A 22,980-nucleotide genomic window follows, 5' to 3' on the forward strand; every position below is an offset into this window, starting at 1 on the left:
TCGGTTTCTCTTTCATCGTAAAGTTTAAGAGAAACCGAATAAACATAAATTATATTTTAATAGTAAAGGAGTACTGACTTATGTTAAAAGTAGGTATTATTGGTGCAGGAAGAATAGGAAAAGTTCATACTGAAAGTATTACTAAGTATGTTCCAAATGCTGAAGTTAAAGCTATTGCTGATCCATTCATGAACGATGCAACTGCAGAATGGGCTAAATCAATGGGAGTTAAAGAAGTATACAAAGATTACAAAGAAATACTAAACGATAAAGAAATCGAAGCAGTATTAGTTTGTTCTTCAACAGATACTCACTCTCAAATATCAATAGAAGCTCTTCAAGCTGGAAAACATGTTTTCTGTGAAAAACCAGTTGATCATGATCTTGGAAGAATCAAAAAAGTTTTAGATGAAGTTGAGAAATCAGGAAAAAAATTCCAAGTTGGATTTAATAGAAGATTTGACCACAACTTCAGAGCTATTAAAGAAACTGTTTTAGCTGGAAAAGTTGGAGAACCACATATAATCAGAGTTACTTCAAGAGACCCAGAAGCACCTCCAGCAGAATATGTAAAGGTTTCAGGAGGAATATTCCTAGATATGACAATCCATGATTTTGATATGGTTAGATATCTTTCAGGAAGTGAAGTAGAAGAAGTTTATGCTGCAGGAACTGTTCTTGTTGATCCTGCTATAGGAGAAGCTGGAGATATAGATACTGCAATCATAACTTTAAAATTTGCTAATGGAGCTTTAGGAGTAATTGATAACAGTAGACGTGCAGCTTATGGATATGATCAAAGAGCTGAAGTGTTCGGATCAAAAGGATCAGTAGCCACTGCTAATGATGCTGCTTCAACAGCTGTAATAAGTACTGAAGAAGGAATCGTTTCAGAAAAACCTTTATATTTCTTCTTAGAAAGATACATGCAATCATTTGCTGAAGAAGTAAGACAATTCGTTGATGCAATCGTAAACGATACAGAAGTTCCTGTAAATGCTAACGATGGATTACAACCAGTATTAATAGGATTAGCTGCTAAAAAATCATTAGAAGAAGGAAGACCAGTAAAACTTGCTGAATTCAAATTCTAATATCTTATGTAAATAGTTTAGATTTAAAATGTAATCTTTCCAGGAATATGAGGTGAATATCTCCTTACTTGGAAAGATTATGTTTGAAACAAAATTTATAAATATAAAAGGAGAGATATTAAATGTTTAATAAAGATGCTGTTAAATTAGGTATAGCACCAATCGCATGGACAAATGACGACATGCCTGAATTAGGAAGCGAAAACACTTTTGAACAATGTATAAGTGAAATGGCTCTTGCTGGATTTACTGGTTCAGAAGTAGGTAACAAATATCCAAGAGATACTAAAGTTTTAAGAAAAGCTTTAGAATTAAGAGGAATGGAAATAGCCAGTGCTTGGTTCAGTTCTTTTGTAACAACTAAACCGCTTCAAGAAACAGTAGATGCTTTCATAGAACACAGAGATTTTTTACATGCAATGGGAGCAAAAGTTGTTGTTGTATCAGAACAAGGAGGAAGTATCCAAGGTCAAATGGACACTCCGATATTTGATGCAAAACCAGTATTAGATGAAGAAGGCTGGAAGAGACTTGCTGAAGGATTAAATAAATTAGGTGAACTTGCAAAAGAAAAAGGCATGAAAGTTGTTTATCATCACCATATGGGAACAGTTGTTCAAACTACTGAAGAAATAGATAAATTCATGGAAATGACAGATCCTAATTTAGTATATTTATTATTCGATACTGGACATTTAGTATTCTCAGGAGAAGATCATTTAGCAGTATTAAAGAAATATGTAAATAGAATTAAACATGTACATTTAAAAGACGTTAGAGCAGAAGTTGTTAAAGAAGTAAAAGCAAGCAAAATGAGCTTCTTACAAGCTGTTAAAGCTGGAGCATTCACAGTTCCAGGAGATGGATGTGTCGATTTTGAACCAGTATTCAAAGTGTTAGCTGAAAACAACTATGAAGGATATCTTTTAGTTGAAGCTGAACAAGATCCAGCTAAAGCAAATCCACTTGAATATGCTATAAAAGCAAGAAAATATATTGGGGAAAAAGCAGGTCTTTAATTAGACTTGTTTTTACTCGGGGGGTTCTTTAAATAGTTTTAAAATTAATATTCATACATTTTGGAGGAATCATAAATGAAAAAAATTAAAGTTGGTATAGTTGGTCTTGGAAGACTTGGAAGACAACATGCAGAAAATCTTGCTTTCAGAATTCCAAATGCAGAACTTTTAGCTATATGCAGTGTAGTTAAAGAAGAAGTAGAACAGGTTCAAAAAGAATGGGGTATAAAATATGGATACATTAATTACGATGAAATGCTAGAGAACAAAGAGCTAGATGCAATATTTATTTCTTCACCTTCAGGTTATCATTGCGAACAAATTATAAAAGCATTAGAAGCTGGTTTTCATGTTTTTAGTGAAAAACCACTAGGATTATATCTAGATGAAGCTAAAAAAGCAGCAGAGGTTGTTAATAAATATAAGGACAAGCAAGTATTTATGCTTGGATTTATGAGAAGATATGATGCATCTTATGCATATGCTAAAAAGAAGATGGAAGAAGGCGCTATTGGTGATCCAGTTCTTATAAGATGCTATGGGTTAGACCCTTCAAGTGCTATGAAAGGATTTTTGAAATTTGCAAAGAATAGCTACAGTGGTGGATTATTCTTAGATATGGCAATACATGATCTTGATTTAGCTAGATGGTACATGGGCTCAGAAGCTGAAAAAGTATGGGCAATTGGTGGAGCATATCAATATCCAGAGTTTAAAGAACTTAATGATGCTGAAACAGGATCAGCAATGGTTAAATTCAAGAATGGAACAATGGGAATATTCGTTGCAGGAAGAAACTGTGCACACGGATATCATGTTGAAACTGAAATCATATGTACAAAAGGAACATTAAGAGTAGCAACAGTTCCAGAAAAGAATATGGTTACAGTATTTGATGAAACTGGAGCAAGAAGAGAATGTTCACAAGGATTCCTAGAAAGATTTGAACAAGCTTATTTAGCAGAAACACAAGAATTTATAAACTGTATAGTTGAAAACAGACAACCATCAGTTACAGTAGAAGATGGTGTACTATCTACTGCTCTTGGATATGCTTGCAAAGAATCTTTTGAAACTGGTGAATTAGTAACTGTAAAATAGTAAAAAATATGGCATACTAATACATTATAATTGCGACATTATAATATTAAGTATTAGTGTGCCATGTAAAAATAAATACAGCTAATAAATCAGAAAATTGTTATTTTTATTAATTTTATCACAATGCTTGTATGCTGTAAATGAAAATGTTTTCAAGAAAAAGATTTTTTTATAAAATTAAATGAAAATGTTATCAAAAATAGACTATATAATAGAATATATAACTAAACAAAACGATGAAGAATGGAGAGATTTGAGTGAGTTTATTTACGGTTATAACTTTTATACTTTTCACCATTATGGTTGCGGTAATTTCATGGTGGAAAACTCGTGATGATGATTTATCAACGCAAGATGGGTACTTCCTTGGAGGAAGAAGCTTAACTGGAATAGTTATAGGTGGTTCTTTAATGCTTACTAATCTGTCAACTGAACAGATGGTAGGATTAAATGGTCAAAGTTACGCTACTAATATGGGACCAATGGCTTGGGAAGCAACTTCAACAATTGCCTTAGTAATCCTAGCTTTGGTGGTATTACCAAAGTACTTAAAAAGTGGTATAACAACTATACCAGATTTCTTAGAGGAACGTTATGACAGAAAAACAAAACAAATCATATCTATATTATTCTTAATTGGATATGTTTTAACTTATCTTCCAACAGTATTATATTCTGGAGCTTTAGTATTAAATCAAATATTCGGAATACAACAAATATTTGGTACAAGTCAGTTTACAGCTGTAGCTATAACAGCAACAGCAATAGGTATTATAGGTGCAATATATGCTATATTTGGTGGACTTAAAGCCGTTGCAGTTTCAGATACAATCAACGGTGCTGGATTGCTACTAGGGGGATTAATGATTCCTATACTTGGATTAGTAGCATTAGGACATGGAAATTTTTCAGATGGTTTAAACACATTATTAACTGTTCATCCAGAAAAATTAAACTCAATTAACCCTGCAAGTTCACAATCACCATTAATACCATGGCCAGTATTATGTACAGGATTATTATTTAACAATTTATTTTATTGGTGTACTAACCAATCTATAGTTCAAAGAACATTTGGAGCTAAGAACTTGGCAGAAGGACAAAAGGGAGCTCTTATAGCTGGATTCTTAAAACTTTTAGGACCTTTCTTCTTAGTATTACCTGGAATTATAGCATTCCATTTATATGGACCAACATTAGGGAACAATGACTTAGCTTATCCAAAATTAATACTTGATGTAGTTCCAAAACCATTATTAGGATTTTTCGCAGCAGTATTATTTGGTGCAATCTTAAGTTCATTTAACAGTGCATTAAATAGTGCAGTAACATTATATACATTAGATATTCACAGACCAGTATTTAACCCAGAAGCAACAGATGCTCATTTAGTACAAATAGGTAAGAAATTCGGTACTATATTAGCAGTAGCTTCAATTGCAATTGCTCCATTTATATCATATGCTCCATCTGGATTATATGGATATTTACAAGAATGTTTTGGATTCTACAACGTTCCGATATTAGCGGCAGTTTTTGTAGGTTTCTTCAGTAAGAAGGTACCAGCAATTGCTCCAAAAGTAGCACTTTTATCACATGTAGTGTTATATACAATATCTAAGTTTGTAGCATCAGATGTACATTTCTTGTATGTACTAGGAGTGCTATTCCCAGTAAATGTAATTATTATGCTTGTAATTGGTAAGATGAAACCAAGAGAAACAGATTTTGAACAAGTATACACAGAACAAGTTGATATTACACCATGGAAACATGCTAAAACTGTTTCTGTTATAGCAATAATAATAATGATTTGTGTTTATGCACTATTCTCAAAAATAGGAATAGCTGCTTAATTATAAATCTAGATTAATTAGAGTTTTAGGGGGTTTGAAAATTTGTTAATAGATTTTTGAACAAGCCCTATAACATAAATAAATGTTATACCAAAGATATACCTTCCAAAAAAGAAAAACGCTCACCCTACAAAAAAGATGGCTTCTGCATTAGCAGAAGCCATTTTTTATAAGCTACATTTGTAGTTATATTAAAAAAACAAAATCAAAGTATTTTATTAAAAATATATTATTGAAAACTGTAAAATATTTTGAAATTAAAGTCATTTTACCATAAAAACAACTATTTTCATGGTAAAATATTATTTAAGATATACTTTATTATAAACTAATACGATAAAATATAAAGCAGGAATTTATAAGTTAATCTTTAGTTTAATTTTATAGCCAGTCTTTTTTATTTAAATAGTAATAAATAAGTTATTTTATACAATAATTTTTTTGATTTAGATGGGAGGAAATATGGAGTATGAATAAAGATATATTAGAAGATAAAATTAAAGATTACATTGATATGGAAGTATTTAAATTAAAAGATATTAATGAACTTATAAATAATATACCCATAATGATCTGTGTTTTAAATAAAGGGAAATTTGTGTACATAAACTCATATTTTAAATCAATACTTAAGTATTCTAAATATGAATTAAATAAAATAAGGTTTATGGAATTAGTGCATAAAGATTATATGGATATTATAGAAAATTATCAAAAATGTACAGGTAAATATAGTAATATAAAAATTATAAATAAAAAAGGTCAAGAACTTTGCTTATATTTATATATGAATAAATTGAAAATTGAAAATAAGGAGTTTACTTTAGTATTAGCTTTTAATGCTAAAGATTTTTATTTACAAAGGGGAAAATCACAAACAGTTAAAACAGAATATTGTGAAAATATGTTTGATAATAAAGGAATGGAATTAGAAAAAATAAAGCAGAAATTTGAAACAGAAATCAAAAAAAAATCAGATCAATTAATAAATGTTAATAAAAACTTAATACTAACTAATAACTACTTAACCAACATTTTAAAAAACATATCTGAGGCTGTAATCATTATTGATGAACTAGGTAACTGTAATAGTTTAAATAATATATTAGATAAAATATGTAATAATTGTGAGGATAAAATAGAAAAGCATTTTTCAAAGTTAGTTATTGAAGAAAAAAATTATTATATTAATAAACTATTAAAAAACAAAAAATCTTTTCATAATGTTGAAATTATTATACCAAATGAACTGAGAGATATTAGATGTATTATTTCAGGTAGTCCAATAGAACAAGAAGAAAACATTAGTAAAGCTGTTATTATTATTCGTGATATTAAGGAGATTCGTGACTTGGTTAATCGCTTTAATGGTTACCAGGCAAGATTTGATTTTGAGGATATTATTACGAAAAATAAAAAAATGCTAGAAGCTATACAAAGCGCAAAAAATATTGCCCTAGGAGAAGGAAACGTTTTAATATATGGTGAAAGTGGCACAGGAAAAGAGATGTTTGCACAAGCTATACATAATTATAGTAATCGTTCTGAAGGACCATTTATAGCTGTTAATTGTGGAGCATTACCAAGAGAATTAGTAGGAAGCGAACTTTTTGGTTATGCAGGAGGAGCATTTACAGGTGCAAAGAAAGAAGGAAATCCAGGGAAATTTGAACTGGCATCAGGAGGAACAATTTTTTTAGATGAAATAGGAGATATGCCTATAGAACAGCAAGTTGCATTATTAAGAGTTATTCAGGAAAGAACTGTAACACGTATAGGAGGTAGCAGAATTATACCTGTAAATGCAAGGATAATTTGTGCAACTAATAAGGACTTATTTCAAGAAGTTAGGAAAGGTAATTTTAGAGAAGATTTATACTACCGTTTAAACGTTATGTCGATAAGAATTTTACCTCTTCGTGAAAGACGGGAAGATATATTAGAACTTATTAAATATTTTCTTAGAAAACAAAAATATAGTGAATATGATAGTTTTGAAAAAATAAATAAAGATGTTATAGATTGTTTAGTTAGATATGATTGGCATGGAAATGTTAGAGAGTTGGAAAATATTGTGGAAAGAATATTAAATATAATTGACAGAGAAAATATTTGTATAGAGCATTTACCAGAAAATATTTATAATGAAGTACTTAATAATGAAATTATTAAGGATAACAATAGAAAAATTGGTTTTTTAGATGAAAGTATAAGTATTCATGAGTTTGTAAAATATAAAAAAACAAAACAAGAAGAGGAGGAGATTAATAGTATTATAAAATTAATACGAAAACACAATGGAAATATTAGTAAGATAGCTAAAGATATGAAAATTTCTAGAAGTACATTGTATAGGAAAATGAAGAAATATAAAATTAATAATATTTAATGTATTATATTGTTTTAAAGTGTATCAAAAAAATATGATATATATACAGATATATACACTATTTTAAAATTATATAAGTAGATTAAACTCATGGATAATTAATATCATCATATTAATTATCCATGAGTTTTTATTGATTAAAGGTGTTTAGAATGTAGTAAACTTTAGCTTTAGATTTTTATGTAAAAAAATAAAAAAATGGCATATTTTTTGCAAAATATATTTTTGTAAATTAATATAATCTGTTATACAAAAAATATATAGAAAATAAAGATACTAAATAAAAAGGAGGGGTTATGTGAAAGAATATAAGAGAGAAGAAATAGATAAAATAAAAGAGGATATATTTTTTTTAAAACAACAAATGTATGAATTAATTGAAGAAAAGCCAAGTATGTTAGATAATGAACTAATACAAATTAGTGAGGAACTAGATATACTTATAAATATATATTATTTTTTTCAAAAGACACTATAGAAAGATAATTATATAATTTAAAAAAGGAGACAAAGTGAAGAGTTATAAAATAAAAATAGTGAAAAAGGGGTTATCAAAAGTTAATTTTCGTATAACCCCTAAACAATAAGATAATAAGTTTTATTTATTATTAGGAGTTAAAAGATCAACATTATTTGCCTTGAAAAATTCAGAAAAATCTTTAGAAGGAATTTTATCTGTAATAAGCGCATCTATTTCTTTTATACTACAATATGTCATAAGAGAAACTATATCAACTTTAGAAGAATCGGCTAAAATAAAAACTTTATCGCTGTTTTCTACCATTGTTCTTTTAATTTCAGATTCTAAAGGTGAGGAATTAGTAATTCCTTTTGAAATAGATATTCCTGAAGCAGCCATAAAAGCTTTAGAAATATTATATTGTTTTAAAAAATTTAATGTTTCAATACCTACAAATGAACTAGTATTTCTATATAGTGTACCACCTGTTGATAAAATATTTAAATTATCATAAGCTATAGCTTCTTGAATTACTACTAGATTATTTGTAATTATAGTTAAGTTTTGTTTGTTTTTTAGAAATGGCACCATTTGTAGGGTTGTGGTTCCAGAATCTATAAATATGATATCTCTATCTTCTACAAGTTCACTAGCTAATTTACCTATAAGTTTTTTCTCATTCAAATTACTAATTTGCCTTTCAGCAAAAGGAATTGTACTTTTTTTATTAGTTACAGTTACACCACCATAAACTTTTTTTATTATTCCTTTCTTCTCTAATTCTGAGACATCTCTCCTTATGGTATTTTTTGAAACGTTGAATATTTCACAAAGAGTGTCTAAGGATGCACTTTCGTGCTTTATCAAATAAGCCTCTATCTTTTTTATTCTATTTATTTTCAAAGTAGCACCTCCGATGAATAGGTTATGTGAATATTTATTGATTAAGCAGTATATAGGCAATTAAATTAATATTATGTTTTTACAGCCATTTTTAGTAGCTAAAGTTCCAAGGTTATTCATAACATCATCTGAAGGTGAATAACTATTTATGAGTTCATGTCGAACACCTAAGGGTCTATATTTTATAATTTTATATCTTATATTTGGATTTAGTGATGCTATGAGCCTACTTGTCATATCTACGTTATGACAATTGTTTAAAATGTTAGGAACTATAACAGTTCTTATTTCATATAATTTATTTATTTGAGATAAATATTTTATATTACTTATTACAGTTTTATTATCTACTCCCGTAAGATTTTTATGTTCTTTTGAATCATAGGACTTCAAATCTACCATTGCCATATCCATATATTTTATTAATTCTTTTTGATTTTGTAAAGAGATAAATCCATTTGTATCTAAAAAAGAAGTTAAACCTAGGTTTTTAACTTCTTTAAATAAAGAAATTAAAAACTTAGATTGTAAAGTACATTCTCCACCAGAAATAGTTATTCCAGATATAAATGGTTTTACTTTATTAATCTCTTTTAAAATATCATTAACATCCATAACTAATGTCTTTGGAGAACTATAGTTAGGACAAACTTTAATACATGAATCACATTCCATGCAAAGAGATTTATTCCAAATTACTTCTTTATTTGTAAAGGAAAGTGCTTTATAAGGGCAGTTTTTCACACATATTCCACAATGAATACAAATATTTATCGTTTCTGGATTATGACAATAAAGACAGTTTAAATTGCATCCTTGTAGGAAAATAGCTAGTCTATTACCAGGTCCATCTACAGAACTAAAAGGAATTATTTTGTTAATTAGAGCTTGCTCCATTTTTCCTTATCCTTCTTTCTAGTACTCTCTGATTTTTTACAGCTCCAAGGCCTAGTGCAGTGGTATCATGAAGAGTTTGTTCTCCTCTATCTAATTTTCTCATTTCAGATTTTTTTACAAGGTATCCAGTAATTCTTATGACATCACAGTCACTGCAATATAAGGAAAAATATCTTATACCTTGCTTGAATGAACCTTTAATTATATCTAATATAAATTCTGGATTTTTCTTTACTGTTTCATCAAAAGCAAATACATCGCCTATACCTGATGGAAAAAATTTATGGAATTTAGCTGATTGAATTAAGTGTTCATAAAGTTCAGGTTCTTCACCTATTGGTATTCTGCATCCAGGACTTATGCTGTTATCACTATCGATTCCTACTTGAGCATGTAATAAGAAATTTTCGTTTGTTATAGTACAATAAGGATTCTTATGATTTTTAACTTCTTGATGAAGTCTTTCAATTATTTTATATCCTAAATTATTGGCTTCTTCCCCATGACCAAATCTATCTTTTGATTTAATTGGCTTCAATAAAGTATTAACACATTCAGCAAGTCCAAACATACCAAACATAGCTGTGAAATTATCCTTACATATTAAACCTTCCTTAACAAGAAAATTACTTTCAAAAAATCCACTTTCTTCTACCAAAAATTTGATTCTTTCATCTATATAATTTGTCATTCTTTTTACTGCATCAGGAAGTATATTATCAACAAAATCATTTTCATCTATAGCTTTTTTAGAAAGATATGCTAAATTTAATCTTACCAAAGTATAACTTCCTCCACCAATAGGAAGACCGTTGTAACAACTAGCAATGCAGTAGCTATTATTAAACTCTTTTGAAAAAATTTTATCATTAGCAAAACTAGGTTTTGCGGTTATTAAAGATGTTTTTATTGCATCAATTGCATAATCATCTGGAGTTTTATCATTGTATTTAATTGTTATATTAGGGATAGAAGTTTGAAGCTCTCTTTGAACTTTTAGTATTATTCTTCCTGCTTTTGTATCAAAAGGTCCTATGTTAGCATGGCAAAAAGAATCTGTTATAGTTCTATCTATATGAGTTAAAAATAATTTTATTGCAGTATAAGCTTCTTCTTCATTTATTACAAATGGTTCAAGTAAAGAATCTATATTACCTATATAAACAGGAAATGTGGTAATGGAAGGTACATGTTTGTAGAGTATTAACAGGTTATTTATTGCTTCCCAGATATTTGTTGCAGGTTTTAATTTTAGAAAACAACAACCATTCTTCATAAATTTATCATAATCAGGGACTATATATCTAGGTCTATAAGGAGCATGACCCTCATTAAGGTCACAAATTATGCCTTCATCCATATAAGCTTTAACTTCTTTGTTTATGTTTAATACATTTAAAGTGTTTTCAGCTGCTTTTGCAAGAAAAATTACTTTTTGTTCATAAGTTAGGGTCTTATCCTTAACAATATTTAAAATACTATCCATATACTTCACTCCATTTAAAATATTTTATAATGTAAAGCATTTCAGAATATTAATTATATTGTACATTGAATGGATAACTATATCAACGTTAATTATTAATAGTCTATCTAATAATTAATATTATCAAAATAAATATAATATTAATTTAACTGAACTCAAGGGTTATTAAATCAGGCATGTTGGGAAAATATAAACTAGAGTAGATGAGGGAAAAGTATAGGAATTTTTAGAAAGAGAGGGGTTATTGTGGAAATACCTGAAGAACTAATAGAAGAGATAAGAGAAAAAAAAGTAATTTTATTTATCGGAGCGGGAGTATCAGAACTTCTAGGAAGTGCTCCATGGGGAAAACTTATAGATGAAATGGCATTAGAGCTGGGATATGATAGGGACGTTTTTAAATCTATGGGCAATCATTTAGAATTAGCTGAATTTTACAATATAAGAAAGAACTCAATGGAATCGCTTATAAATTGGATGAATATAAACTGGCATAATAGCAATATAAAAATTCAAGATTCAAATGTACATAAATTAATTGTGGATTTAGATTTCCAAATTATATATACTACAAATTATGATAGATGGATTGAAAAAGCTTTTGAATATTATAACAAAGAATATACAAAAATTGTTACAATGGATGATTTAGTAAATATTAAGGAAAATGTTACTGAAATAATAAAACTTCATGGTGATTTGAATGAAGAAAATTCTATAGTTTTAACAGAGTCAAGTTATTTTGAAAGATTAAACTTCGAAAGTCCATTAGATATAAGACTTAAAGGAGATATATTAGGAAAATCTATACTATTTATAGGATATAGTTTAAATGATATAAATATAAGGTATTTATTATATAAATTAAATGATTTGTGGCAATGTTCAAAGAATAGATCATGTAGACCAAAGTCTTATATTTTTTTGTTAAATAAAAATTCAGTTCAACAAGAGATATTAGAAAATAGAGGAGTGGAGACGATAATTTATGATAGAGATGATAAACAGAACGGAATCCAAAATTTTTTAAAAGAGCTTTGGATAAAAGTTAATGATTTTGAAAAATAATTATATAAAACTATATCAAATTACTAATTTAGTATGATAAAATAGTAAAGTGTAATGAGTATATAGCAGAAATAAATAATTTAAAAATGTAAAACATATACAAAGGATGAATTGTTGTACAAAATACGAGGAGGAAATTAATGATATTGTTAAACCCAGTTGTTATTTCAGTTTTAGTTATGATAGTATTGAGTTTGCTGAACCTAAATGTAATATTAGCAATTCTTATTGCTGCCATTACTGCAGGAGTATCGTCAGGAATGTCATTTCAAGATACTATGGCATTTTTAGTAAAAGGTATGGGTGGTAATTCGGAAACAGCTTTAAGTTATATTCTTTTAGGTGTTTTAGCAGTGGCTATAAGCCAAACAGGACTTGCAGAAATTTTAGCAAAAAAGATATCAGGAGTAGTTAAAGAAAGAAAAATAATGTTTATTTTATTAATTGCTTTTATAAGTTGTTTTTCTCAAAACCTTATTCCTGTACACATAGCTTTTATACCAATCCTTATACCACCATTACTTGAACTTATGAATAAATTAAAAATTGATAGAAGAGCAGTAGCATGTGCGTTAACTTTTGGATTAGAAATCCCATATGTAGCTCTTCCAGTAGGATTTGGACTTATATTTCATAATATAATTAGGGATCAGATTATTTCAAATGGCATAAAGGTAACTACAAATATGATATGGAAAGCTTTGTGGATTCCATCACTAGGTATGGTTGTAGGGCTTTTAGTTGCGGTATTTATTACTTATAGAAAACAAAGAGAATATAAAGAGATAGAGATTACTAATATAGAAAAGAATATAAATTATAGTATGGATTATGAAATAGAAACAACCATTAAAGACAAAAAGATTAATGAAGATAAAGGACTTGAATCATCAGAAGAGTGGAAGTATGCACATGTAAATAATATTGATAAAGATGAAATTATACATAATGAAAGATTAACAAGAAATCAATATTCTGCATTAGTAGGTACCATAGTAGCATTTACCATTCAACTATTAACACAATCTTTGCCTTTAGGAGCATTAAGTGGAATTACTTTTATGATAATTACAGGAGGAATAAAGTGGAAAGAAATAGACAAGCTTATGAATGAGGGAATAATTATGATGGCATTTATATCCTTTGTTATGCTTATAGCAGCAGGGTATGGAAATGTATTAAGACAAACTGGTTCTATAGAGGTATTAGTTACATCTGCTACCGCAGTTATTGCAGGTAATAAAATATTAGGTGCATTAATAATGCTTATTGTAGGTCTTTTTGTAACTATGGGAATAGGAACTTCTTTTGGAACAGTACCTATATTAGCAGCAATATATTGTCCTCTTGCACAAAGCTTAGGATTCAGTACATTAGGAATTATAGCTCTTATAGGAACAGCAGGAGCATTAGGGGATGCAGGTTCTCCAGCTTCAGATAGCACTTTAGGACCAACATCGGGACTTAATGCAGACAACCAACATAATCATATATGGGACACATGTGTTCCTACATTTTTACATTTTAATATACCTTTGATTATTTTTGGAACGATAGCAGCAAATATATTATAGATATAGAATTTGAAAATTCCTAACCGCGAAAAGAATAAATGCAAGTACCTTTATGAAAGTATGTAATAGTTATTAAAGATTAGTGAGTTTAGAAGAGTATAAGAAAGAAAACCCTATTGAAAAGATAAACTTTTCAATAGGGTTTTATAAATATAAAATTTTCTAATATCCAAATAAAATAGTTTTAGATTTAATTACTAGTTTGAATTTTCAAAGGTATAAAATTTAAACTAAAAACTATTGTTCTTTTCTCATAAGAAAACCAAATTTTTCTTTCTTTGGTGTTGATGAAGATATATTTCTTGTATGAAGAGTATTTTTATATTCTGAAACTTGGCTATCACATACATAAGCATAATCTGTTTTACCTTCTTTTACCCATTTTATAAAAACATATGTATGAGATGGTGAACCGCCTTCTTTAGAAGGGGCTGCAAAACAAATATCACCTTTTTGAAGTTGTTTATAATCAGTTATCTTTTTCCAACCATTTTTTTCAAGTTCTGCTACTAAAGTCTTAGTGTTTATAGCTGATTTAGATATAGTTTGTCCGTTGTTTCTTAATACTTGAGATATAAAGATAGATGAAGTTCCTTTTTCGCTTCCTGAATTTAATTTTACAGCTTCTGAAAATGTTTTTTTCCTATTAGCTTCAACATCAAGGTACTTGTAAATTTTTTCATTTAGTGCTTCTGCAGTAGGTGCAGAAGGAGTGTTTTTAGTCGAATCTGTTCCTTTGTTTGCATCAGAAGCAATTTGTTCTTCAGCATGAGTACTATTTTTAGACATACTTACTGAAAAAGATATCATTTGTTTTACTGTAATAATAGCTAGAATAAAGATAGGTATAGCTATTATAAGGAAAGCCATAGTACTTTTTTTCTCATATTGTTCTTCCATTTGTTGCATTTCATTTATATATTTTTTACTTTCTTCGCTACTTTCTAGGTTGGTTAAATGATTCTCAAAATTCTTTTTTTTATTCATAGGTTAATCTACTCCTATAACATAATATTTTATAATATGAATTTTACATAACATATCTTGTAGTACTGACTTTATTTTGTTACCATTATAATTTTAGCAGATTACATTTAGTAAGTAAATAAGCATATTGTTATAAATTTGTTACTATAGAGCATAATTAGACTTTATCTGTCGTATTATAGGGTGATTATAGATAATTTATGTTAATAAAATATCTATAAAATTATGGAAGAAAAGAGCAAATCCTAAAAGGATTTGCTTATATTATTTAGAAATGAATAAATTTTTAAAATTTAGTATGTTTTCTACATAGCCCTACCAGGTATTATGGCATCTAATATTCCAATTACTATAGATGCTAAAATAGCACCAATTATAGATACCCTCATATTAGGAACTATAAATTGAGTCGCGTATAAGATTATAGCTGAAATTACAAAGCCTTTTATTCCTTTTCCAAAAGGTGAGGCATCGACGCCCATTAACTTTTCAACTAGGTAATCTAATATAGTTATTACAACTGCAGCTAGTATAATTGCCCATAAACCTACAATACTGAATCCAGGAGTTAAAAATGAAGTTATAGCTAATACAATAGCAATTAATACGAACCTCAATAAATAACTTCCTATATCAGATTTTCTTTCATCATTTCTCTCCTCATTTCTTTTTTCACCCATAATATTCACTCCTCACATAAAATAATTCTTAGGTTTATCTATAAGTTAATTTTATATAATTAATTATGGATTAACCTACATAGTATATAATGCGTATATATTATGCAAAAAATTCTTTTTGTTGAAAAATTCATTGTTTTATAGTAAAATGTGAACAATTTGCGAAAGGGTGATATCATGCCTAAAATAATTGAAAATGCTAGAGAAAAACTTATACAAGAAGGAAGAAAAATTCTTATTAACAGTAGCTATAAGGATTTAAACATAAGAGAACTTGTTAAAAACTGTGGCATTGGCATAGGAACTTTTTATAATTATTTTGGAAACAAGGATGAATTAGTGATGGATATTTTTAAAGAAGATTGGAAAAAAATTTTAAAATTTATAGATGAAATGAAAGAGAGCGATATAGAATTCAAATTTAAGTTAGAAAAGATATATACCTATATAAATGAATTTCTTAAAAATTATATGCCTATTTTTTATGAAATAGCTATAGCCAAAAGAGATTCAAAAGGCAAAAATAAGTATGTAGGTTACATTTATACTAGTATGGAAGAGCTAATTGAAATAGAAAAGCGAAAAGGTAACATAACAAGCAAACTTTCATCTTATAAATTGGCATATCTAATTATTACTAATCTAATATCCTTGTCGAGAGAAAATTACATGAGCTTTGATGAATTATACTATAGTTTAAAAATATAAAAATGATGTCAATTACAGTAAGATATCATTAAGTTGGAAACAACATAAACTTCAAGAGTTTGTCAAGGAAAAAACCTCTCTATAATTTATTATCGTAAATAATTTGCATTTAGAATTAAGCCTTTAACGGATAACTTATTCTATGATATGTTTAATAAGTTATTCAATTTGTATAATATTAAGAATAATTCTAAATGCAAATTAATGTTTAAATAAGATTGTTTTTTAAGTGAACCATAAAATCTTGAACATTTGTAACGATAGTTGTAACTTCTAAGGAACCTCTATCTCCTAATTTATTTACAGCAAATTCAGCGATGTCAACATTATAGATATAGACCGGTCTTATTTTATTATCTACAATAGTATAAGAAGGTGTCATATTACCAGTTGCTATAGTATGTAATGTAGTGGCAAGACAAATAACGGTAGTAGCTTTTCGTGTTTGAGCTCTCATTGCATCTTGTGCTTCATAAGCATTTCCATATACAGGAGGTAATGGGCCATCATCTCTTATAGATCCTGCAAGAACTATAGGTATATTTTTTTCTACACATTTTTTTATAACCCCATCTTTAACTTTACCTTCACTAATAAAGTTTTCAATGGAGCCAGATCTTCTTACTTCATTAATTAATTCAAGGTGATTATAATGACCATTTGGCTGAGAAGCTTGAGTATATATGTCTTGGCCTAATGCAGTACCAAGGTAGCCACCTTCTAAATCATGAGTAGCCATGGCATTTCCTGCCATTAAGGCATGTACATATCCATTTTCAACAAGAGAAGATAGAGCGTTTCTTGTGTCATGATCAAATATAACGGCAGGTCCAAGAACCCATACAATATGTCCATTATCTCTATCATGTTTTAGTCTTTCATAAAGTTGATCATAGTCTTTTGAAAATGCAGTTTCTCTTGACCTACCAGTTCTAAAAGCAAAAGTATCATTAATTTTATTTTCAGATTTAAAACCCTTTGTATACATGTAAATTCCTTCACTGGCATCCTCAGTTCTTCCAACAACTACTTTATCACCTACATGTAAATTTCTAAATTCTATTATTTCTATTATGGTATTGTTTTTTACAACGGGAACACAATCCATACGACTTTGAGCAGGTAATAACCACTTACCATCTACTTTAAAGTATTCAGGATAAATAGACATTGCATGGAAGTTTTTAGGTGCAACACCGTCTTTAATAACCTCTATAGTTGTACAGTTAGGTGCATTTTTTAGAAAACTTTGATTAAAATCCGGTGGTGTAAATTCAGGTAGTTTAAAAGTCATTATGTATCCTCCTTTTATTTAAGATCTATTACTTCTAAATCATTAGGAACTAAAAGATGTCCATTAAAATATTTTTCACCTTCTTCTACATAGCGAACTTTTCTAGTTTTAATATCATTGTCTATAGTGTGAAATAAAAGCAGATTCTTTATTTTTAAACTTTCTGCACTTTCACAAGCATCTTTTACAGTAGCATGATGTTTTTCATAAGGGTGGAATATATCCTTTTCTGAGTAAAGGCAGAAAGCTTCATGTAGAAGATAGTCACATCCATTTACATAATTAAATACTTCTTCATGATAAGGTTCATCTCCAAGAAATACTAAAGTTTTTTCATTAGATAAGTTTGCTTTAAACCCAAATTGAATTACTTTTGTACTTTGAATATTAAAGAAGGTTATATCTAATCCAACTATAGTAAAAGAGGTATTGTCTTCTACGTTACAAAAGAAAATCCTATTATCTATGTATTTTGTAAACCTAGTCTGTAAAATTAAAGAGCAAATTTGTCTTATTATATTTTCTAAAGTTTTGTGGCAGTAAATGTGTAAATTATCTTTATAATTATTTTTAGATATTTCAGTGGCAACTGCTCTTATAATCCATATTATACCTGAAATATGGTCATTATGTTCATGAGATATAAATACATTATGAATTTTATTTATAGGAATACTAGCTTTTTCAAGATTTGTTAGTATGGTATTTCCGCCGCCAGTGTCTACAAGAAAATAATCTTCATTTTTTGATAGGGTAAAGCAAGTGTTATAACATTTTGTAACCATAGCTGAGCCTGTACCCAGCATAGTCATTTTCTCCATATTGGACCTCCTCTGTAGTGCATTTTTATAATTATTAGGTTGCCTCATAATTTATTATAGTAACCAAATATAAATAGGGTTCTTGGCTCCGGATAGAGTAAAAACTCCACCTAAAACAAAGAATCCTCTTTATGTGAAAACTAAAAGTCTAGATGTAAGTAAATTTTATATATTTATTTTGCTTATGAATTAATGTGTAGTCTAAGTATTATATATTATAATTATATTTTTTCAAAATTGATATAGGAAATTCTAGGCGAGCAGTCATTAAAGGATCTACCACTTGGCAAATTTTTAAGTTGCCTACTAAGGATAAAAGCATACCAGTTTCATAAGGGTCTAGATTTAATTCGTTAGTTAAAAACTTATACATATTTTTGGTTGCTTGTTTTGCAGCATCATCTAAAGTTTTTTCTGAGGCAATAGTCATAATATGATCTCCCTCAATTACTATTGGAAGAGGTAAACTCTTATTTTTGATTATATCTATTTTAACTGTAACTTCACCGTCTATTTCAAGGCCACATATAACTACTTCTCCATCACCCATTACAGCATGTAAATCGCCCATAGATAAAAGGGCACCCTTAACATTTACAGGCAAATAAACTGTAGAGTTTTTTATTATTCTTTTGCAATCCATATTTCCTCCATGAGTATAAGGCGTACATGTAGGAATATCTTCATCTGAAGGTGCTGTGCCTATAACACCTATCATTGGATTTACAGGTATTTCTAAAATTTCGTTAAAAATTGCTTTATCATCTCTTATAGGTATAACTTTAAACTTTGTTTCATCAAAAAATTCACCTAGTACCCCTAAGTTAGGTCTTAATACCATAGTACCTATATTACTTATATTAATATCTATAATTTCTATCTTTAAAATATCATTAACTTCTGCACCTTCTATATATAGTGGACCAGTTGCAGGATTATTAAAATTTTGTTTTACAGTACTTACTGGTGTATTTTTAGATTTTATTTGATTACTATAGCAGTCGTATGTTTCAAAAATAATTGTTTCACCAGAATTTATTTTTTCAATTGGCTTATGATTTTTAGACATAGTAAATATACAATGTTCTCTTTTTATTTTTTTCATATAAAACACCCCACTAAATATTATTGTATCAATACTATAACATAAAGAAATATAATAGTTAATATTGTTTTAATAAGATGATAATGGCTATTGATATATGTCACCTGCTAATTTTTTTAGTGAGTTTCTATTTAAAACAATAATTGAGTTTTTTTCTTTTTTTATTATTTTTTCATTACATAGTTTGTTTAACGTTCTCATTAAATGTCTATAACTAGTTCCAAGCAAATCAGCCATTTCAGTTAAATTGTATGTATAAAGTTCATTTATTTGTGATGAGTTATTATTAGATGTTATAGCTAGAATGTAACTTGCAAGTCTGTTTTCTAAAGGATATAGAAGATTAATTGAACTATATTTTGAGAATTTATCTAGTTTATTACTTAAGCTTTTACATATATACTTTAAAAATTTAGTATCGTTAATTGCATTTTTTCTTAGGATACTCATAGGAATACCTATGCACAATGAGTTTTCTATAGCTTGAATATTAGAAGAAGCTGTATCCATATCAATAAATTCCATATCTCCAAATATACTTAAAGGTTTATAGAATGATAACAATAATGATTTACCGTTTTCTAATAAAGAGTAGGCCTTTACTTTGCCTTCTACTAGAAAATAAAAATAATTTATTTTTTCATTGGATCTACAAATATTTTCATTTTTATTAAAGGGGAGTAATTCCATGTAACGTTTTATATCCCCATCAAAGATATCCATAATATGATATTTGTTTATATAATATTCTAATTCATTTTCGGACTTAATTTTCATTAATTATATTAAACCTCCTGATTTAAAAGGATAATTTTCAAGTAGTAAACAATGTAATATAAAGGGTTATGTAATTTTAGAATTATGTAAAAATTTTGCATAACTATAGTATAAACTATTTAATGAAAATTAGGACATATGTCATATTAATATTAATTATTTATATGATAAGCTTTTATTTATTAACCAGTAAATAGTAATCAGATTTTAGTTTTTTGTAGCAATAGAAATCTGATTATAGGTGGTATGAGTTGCTGTAAAATATTAAATTTTCTATATAGGGTACTTCAACAAATGATTACTGAGGATTTGTTACTAGTTACTATGAAGTACTTGGAGTAGAAAGATAATAGCTAGTTTCTAAAATAGCTAAGTAAGTGCTTTGATGAACTTAGCCATTAGGGATTGTCTACTAAGTATGGTTGATGGAATCTGGTACCTGGTTATTAAAAGAGGAGTGATAAGGTGTACAAGGTAAATGCTGTTTTTATAGGCTTATTAATTGCTATTATGGTAACAGTTAATGGTGTTTTATCTGGACATGTTGGGGATTATTTAGGAGTATTAATAATTCATATAGTAGGATTTGTATCAATAAGTTTAATTTTAATATTTAGAAAGAAAAAATTTGACCTAAAAAAAGATATTCCCATTTATTTGTTTAGCGGAGGAGCTGTTGGAGTTTTTTTAGTATCTTTTAATAACATATGTTTTAAAGAATTAGGAGTATCTTTAACATTATCGTTAGGATTATTTGGACAATCAATTGCTTCAGTAATTATAGATCACTTTGGATTCTTAGGAATGGAAGTTAATAAATTTAACAGTAAGAAAATAATAGGATTTATTTTAATATTAGTAGGATTGATTATAATGTTAGTATATTAGGAGGAAAAATATGTGTTGTATGTAGTACTTGCATTAATAAGCGGATGCTTAGTTATTTTATCAATGGTAATTAATTCACATTTAGCAAAAAAGATAGGAATATTTCAAGGAACGTTTGTGAATTATTTAGTGGGACTATTATTTATTAGTATAATTTTGATTTTAAAAAATGAGTTTAGAAATTTATCTTTCAATATATTATCTTATATTCCATTTTGGGCTTATTTGGGCGGTTTAATAGGAGTAAGTGTTGTAGCAATATCAAATATTATAATACCTAAAATTCCAACCATTTATTCCACGTTACTTATTTTCTTGGGACAGCTTTTTACAGGCATAGCTATAGATTATTGTAGAGGTAATTTAATTTCAAAAGGCAAAATAATTGGAGGGCTATTTATTATTGCAGGCTTAATATATAATTTTAATATTGATAAACAGGAATCTTAACGTTAGATATAATTTTTACTCCATCAGAAGATCAGATGATGTTATACAGAGTCGTAACCATCCATAATCTCGTGGTATTAGGATGGATATGTATTAGATAAAGAGAAATTAATTTAAACTACTGTATTAGATAAGAGAGGGATATTATGAAATTTTTAAATTTACCTAAAATTGAATTACATTGCCATTTAGATGGAAGTGTTAGGCCAAAGACAGCTATTGATATAGCAAAAAAAGAAGGCATAAATATACCTAGTTTAGATGCTGATATAATTAAACAAATGATGATTGCTCCATTAGAATGCGCTTCTCTAGACGAATATTTAGAGCGATTTGTATTGCCCTTAAAAGTAATGCAGTCAAAGGAAAGCTTGAGAAGAATATCTTATGAACTTCTTGAAGATGCAGCTAAAGAAAATGTAAAATATATTGAAGTAAGATTTGCACCATTACTTCATACTGAAAAAGGGCTAAATGTTAAAGAGATAATAGAAAGTGTTTTAAAAGGAATAAAAGAGGCTGAGAAAAATTTCAATATTAAAGGGAATTTGATTCTATCATTTTTAAAACATATGTCACCGGATAGTATTTTTGATGTAATAGAACAGGGAAGAAATTTCATCGGAAATGGGGTGGTTGCAGTTGATTTATGCGGTTCTGAGGATAAAGGATTTTCTAAGAAATTTATAGAACCTATTGCTCTAGCTAGAGAGTATGGTTATAGAATAACAATTCATGCTGGTGAGACGGGAATAGGGGAAAATGTACTTGAAGCTGTGGAACTTTTAGGAGCTGAAAGAATTGGACATGGTGTAGCTATAAGGGATTGTGCTAAAGCATACAATATTGTAAAGGAGAAAGGGATTATTCTTGAAATGTGTCCAACAAGTAATATTCAAACAAAGGCAGTCAATATATTTAAAGAGCATCCTATGTATGATTTCTATAAAGATGGAATAAAAGTAACTGTTAACACAGATAATAGAACAGTGTCAAATACGATGTTAACCAATGAATGTGATATTTTATTTAATGAGTTTCATATAACTTATGAGGATTATAAGAGAATTTATAATGACAGTGTAGATGCTTGTTTTATTGATGATAAATTAAAGAAAAAACTTTATATTTAAATAAATGAAGATATTTTAGAATGATATATAGGATATTGATTTGTATAAAACTAAATAGAAAATTTCGGTAAAAACAGGATTATAACTTAATCAAAAGGTTATAGTCTTATTTTTTTGTATACAACAAATTGTTTAACCGATACAAATGAATAGAATATTAAGAGAATTATGATTACTCAATAGAAAAGATGTAATAAGAAAGATAAACATAATTGTCAGGTATTTATTGGTCTAATTAATATATTTTACAACAAACAACCTCTATGATATAATTAGGTTGTTTAAAGTTA

At 28.1% G+C, this 22,980-nt stretch carries 21 protein-coding genes; 12 read left to right on the forward strand and 9 right to left on the reverse strand.

Annotation, left to right across the window (positions count from 1 at the left end; all coding sequences use genetic code 11):
• Window positions 1-80: 80 nt before the first annotated feature.
• The 6 genes from iolG (at window position 81) to OW729_RS00855 (ending at window position 7,937) form a co-directional block, all read left to right on the forward strand.
• A complete protein-coding gene (gene iolG, locus OW729_RS00830; protein WP_268059498.1) occupies window positions 81-1,094 on the forward strand; it encodes an inositol 2-dehydrogenase in 1,014 nt (337 codons plus the stop codon).
• Between the two features lie 122 nt (window positions 1,095-1,216).
• Window positions 1,217-2,113, forward strand: a complete 897-nt coding sequence (gene iolE / locus OW729_RS00835) for a myo-inosose-2 dehydratase (protein WP_268059499.1) — start codon at window positions 1,217-1,219, stop codon at window positions 2,111-2,113.
• Between the two features lie 75 nt (window positions 2,114-2,188).
• Window positions 2,189-3,214 (forward strand): Gfo/Idh/MocA family oxidoreductase, encoded by a 1,026-nt coding sequence (locus OW729_RS00840; RefSeq protein WP_268059500.1) that lies wholly within the window; start codon window positions 2,189-2,191, stop codon window positions 3,212-3,214.
• A 257-nt stretch (window positions 3,215-3,471) separates the two neighbouring features.
• Window positions 3,472-5,070 (forward strand): solute:sodium symporter family transporter, encoded by a 1,599-nt coding sequence (locus OW729_RS00845; RefSeq protein WP_268059501.1) that lies wholly within the window; start codon window positions 3,472-3,474, stop codon window positions 5,068-5,070.
• Between the two features lie 469 nt (window positions 5,071-5,539).
• Window positions 5,540-7,459: a sigma 54-interacting transcriptional regulator gene (locus tag OW729_RS00850; protein ID WP_268059502.1), complete on the forward strand. Its 1,920-nt coding sequence runs from the start codon at window positions 5,540-5,542 to the stop codon at window positions 7,457-7,459.
• Window positions 7,460-7,757: 298 nt separating this feature from the next.
• Window positions 7,758-7,937 (forward strand): aspartyl-phosphate phosphatase Spo0E family protein, encoded by a 180-nt coding sequence (locus OW729_RS00855; protein ID WP_268059503.1) that lies wholly within the window; start codon window positions 7,758-7,760, stop codon window positions 7,935-7,937.
• 120 nt (window positions 7,938-8,057) lie between these two features.
• Here OW729_RS00855 and OW729_RS00860 read toward each other — a convergent pair whose 3' ends face one another.
• From OW729_RS00860 to OW729_RS00870, 3 genes are read right to left on the reverse strand one after another with little or no spacing between them, the layout of a single operon-like run.
• Complete coding sequence (locus OW729_RS00860) at window positions 8,058-8,822, reverse strand: DeoR/GlpR family DNA-binding transcription regulator (RefSeq protein ID WP_268059504.1); 765 nt, start codon at window positions 8,820-8,822, stop codon at window positions 8,058-8,060.
• Window positions 8,823-8,882: 60 nt separating this feature from the next.
• Window positions 8,883-9,719, reverse strand: a complete 837-nt coding sequence (locus tag OW729_RS00865) for a YjjW family glycine radical enzyme activase (protein WP_268059505.1) — start codon at window positions 9,717-9,719, stop codon at window positions 8,883-8,885.
• Window positions 9,700-11,205, reverse strand: coding sequence for a YjjI family glycine radical enzyme (locus OW729_RS00870; RefSeq protein WP_268059506.1), 1,506 nt, complete (start codon window positions 11,203-11,205; stop codon window positions 9,700-9,702). Before OW729_RS00870 ends, OW729_RS00865 begins: the two co-directional genes overlap by 20 nt.
• 246 nt (window positions 11,206-11,451) lie before the next feature.
• Between OW729_RS00870 and OW729_RS00875 the strand changes: the two genes are divergently transcribed.
• The gene (locus OW729_RS00875) at window positions 11,452-12,273 is read left to right on the forward strand and encodes an SIR2 family protein (RefSeq protein WP_268059507.1); all 822 of its coding nucleotides are present in this window, start codon (window positions 11,452-11,454) and stop codon (window positions 12,271-12,273) included.
• Between the two features lie 140 nt (window positions 12,274-12,413).
• A complete protein-coding gene (locus OW729_RS00880; protein WP_268059508.1) occupies window positions 12,414-13,847 on the forward strand; it encodes a Na+/H+ antiporter family protein in 1,434 nt (477 codons plus the stop codon).
• Window positions 13,848-14,084: 237 nt separating this feature from the next.
• On the opposite strand, the gene OW729_RS00885 is transcribed toward OW729_RS00880, so the two are convergent.
• Together OW729_RS00885 and OW729_RS00890 are read right to left on the reverse strand one after the other, a co-directional pair.
• Window positions 14,085-14,834, reverse strand: a complete 750-nt coding sequence (locus OW729_RS00885) for a peptidoglycan amidohydrolase family protein (RefSeq protein WP_268059509.1) — start codon at window positions 14,832-14,834, stop codon at window positions 14,085-14,087.
• A gap of 305 nt (window positions 14,835-15,139) precedes the next feature.
• Window positions 15,140-15,514, reverse strand: a complete 375-nt coding sequence (locus OW729_RS00890; protein WP_268059510.1) for a phage holin family protein — start codon at window positions 15,512-15,514, stop codon at window positions 15,140-15,142.
• Window positions 15,515-15,691: 177 nt separating this feature from the next.
• On the opposite strand from OW729_RS00890, the gene OW729_RS00895 reads away from it, so the two are divergent.
• Window positions 15,692-16,222, forward strand: a complete 531-nt coding sequence (locus OW729_RS00895; protein WP_268059511.1) for a TetR/AcrR family transcriptional regulator — start codon at window positions 15,692-15,694, stop codon at window positions 16,220-16,222.
• A 208-nt stretch (window positions 16,223-16,430) separates the two neighbouring features.
• On the opposite strand, the gene OW729_RS00900 is transcribed toward OW729_RS00895, so the two are convergent.
• The 4 genes from OW729_RS00900 to OW729_RS00915 form a co-directional block, all read right to left on the reverse strand.
• Window positions 16,431-17,516 carry a putative NPN-dependent ornithine cyclodeaminase gene (locus tag OW729_RS00900; RefSeq protein WP_268059512.1) on the reverse strand — a complete coding sequence of 362 codons (1,086 nt, stop codon included), beginning with the start codon at window positions 17,514-17,516 and terminating at the stop codon, window positions 16,431-16,433.
• A 14-nt stretch (window positions 17,517-17,530) separates the two neighbouring features.
• On the reverse strand, window positions 17,531-18,337 hold the full coding sequence (locus tag OW729_RS00905) for an MBL fold metallo-hydrolase (RefSeq protein WP_268059513.1): 807 nt from the start codon (window positions 18,335-18,337) through the stop codon (window positions 17,531-17,533).
• Between the two features lie 208 nt (window positions 18,338-18,545).
• A complete protein-coding gene (locus tag OW729_RS00910; protein WP_268059514.1) occupies window positions 18,546-19,442 on the reverse strand; it encodes an acetamidase/formamidase family protein in 897 nt (298 codons plus the stop codon).
• A gap of 87 nt (window positions 19,443-19,529) precedes the next feature.
• Window positions 19,530-20,219: a cyclic nucleotide-binding domain-containing protein gene (locus OW729_RS00915; RefSeq protein ID WP_268059515.1), complete on the reverse strand. Its 690-nt coding sequence runs from the start codon at window positions 20,217-20,219 to the stop codon at window positions 19,530-19,532.
• Window positions 20,220-20,684: 465 nt separating this feature from the next.
• Here OW729_RS00915 and OW729_RS00920 point away from each other — a divergent pair, with 465 nt between their 5' ends.
• The 3 genes from OW729_RS00920 (at window position 20,685) to add (ending at window position 22,690) form a co-directional block, all read left to right on the forward strand.
• The gene (locus OW729_RS00920) at window positions 20,685-21,107 is read left to right on the forward strand and encodes a DMT family transporter (protein WP_268059516.1); all 423 of its coding nucleotides are present in this window, start codon (window positions 20,685-20,687) and stop codon (window positions 21,105-21,107) included.
• Between the two features lie 12 nt (window positions 21,108-21,119).
• On the forward strand, window positions 21,120-21,557 hold the full coding sequence (locus tag OW729_RS00925; RefSeq protein WP_268059517.1) for a DMT family transporter: 438 nt from the start codon (window positions 21,120-21,122) through the stop codon (window positions 21,555-21,557).
• Between the two features lie 146 nt (window positions 21,558-21,703).
• Window positions 21,704-22,690 (forward strand): adenosine deaminase, encoded by a 987-nt coding sequence (add, locus tag OW729_RS00930; RefSeq protein WP_268059518.1) that lies wholly within the window; start codon window positions 21,704-21,706, stop codon window positions 22,688-22,690.
• Window positions 22,691-22,980: the final 290 nt, after the last annotated feature.

The organism is Clostridium brassicae (assembly GCF_026738875.1).
GTDB classification, from domain to species: domain Bacteria; phylum Bacillota; class Clostridia; order Clostridiales; family Clostridiaceae; genus Clostridium_H; species Clostridium_H brassicae.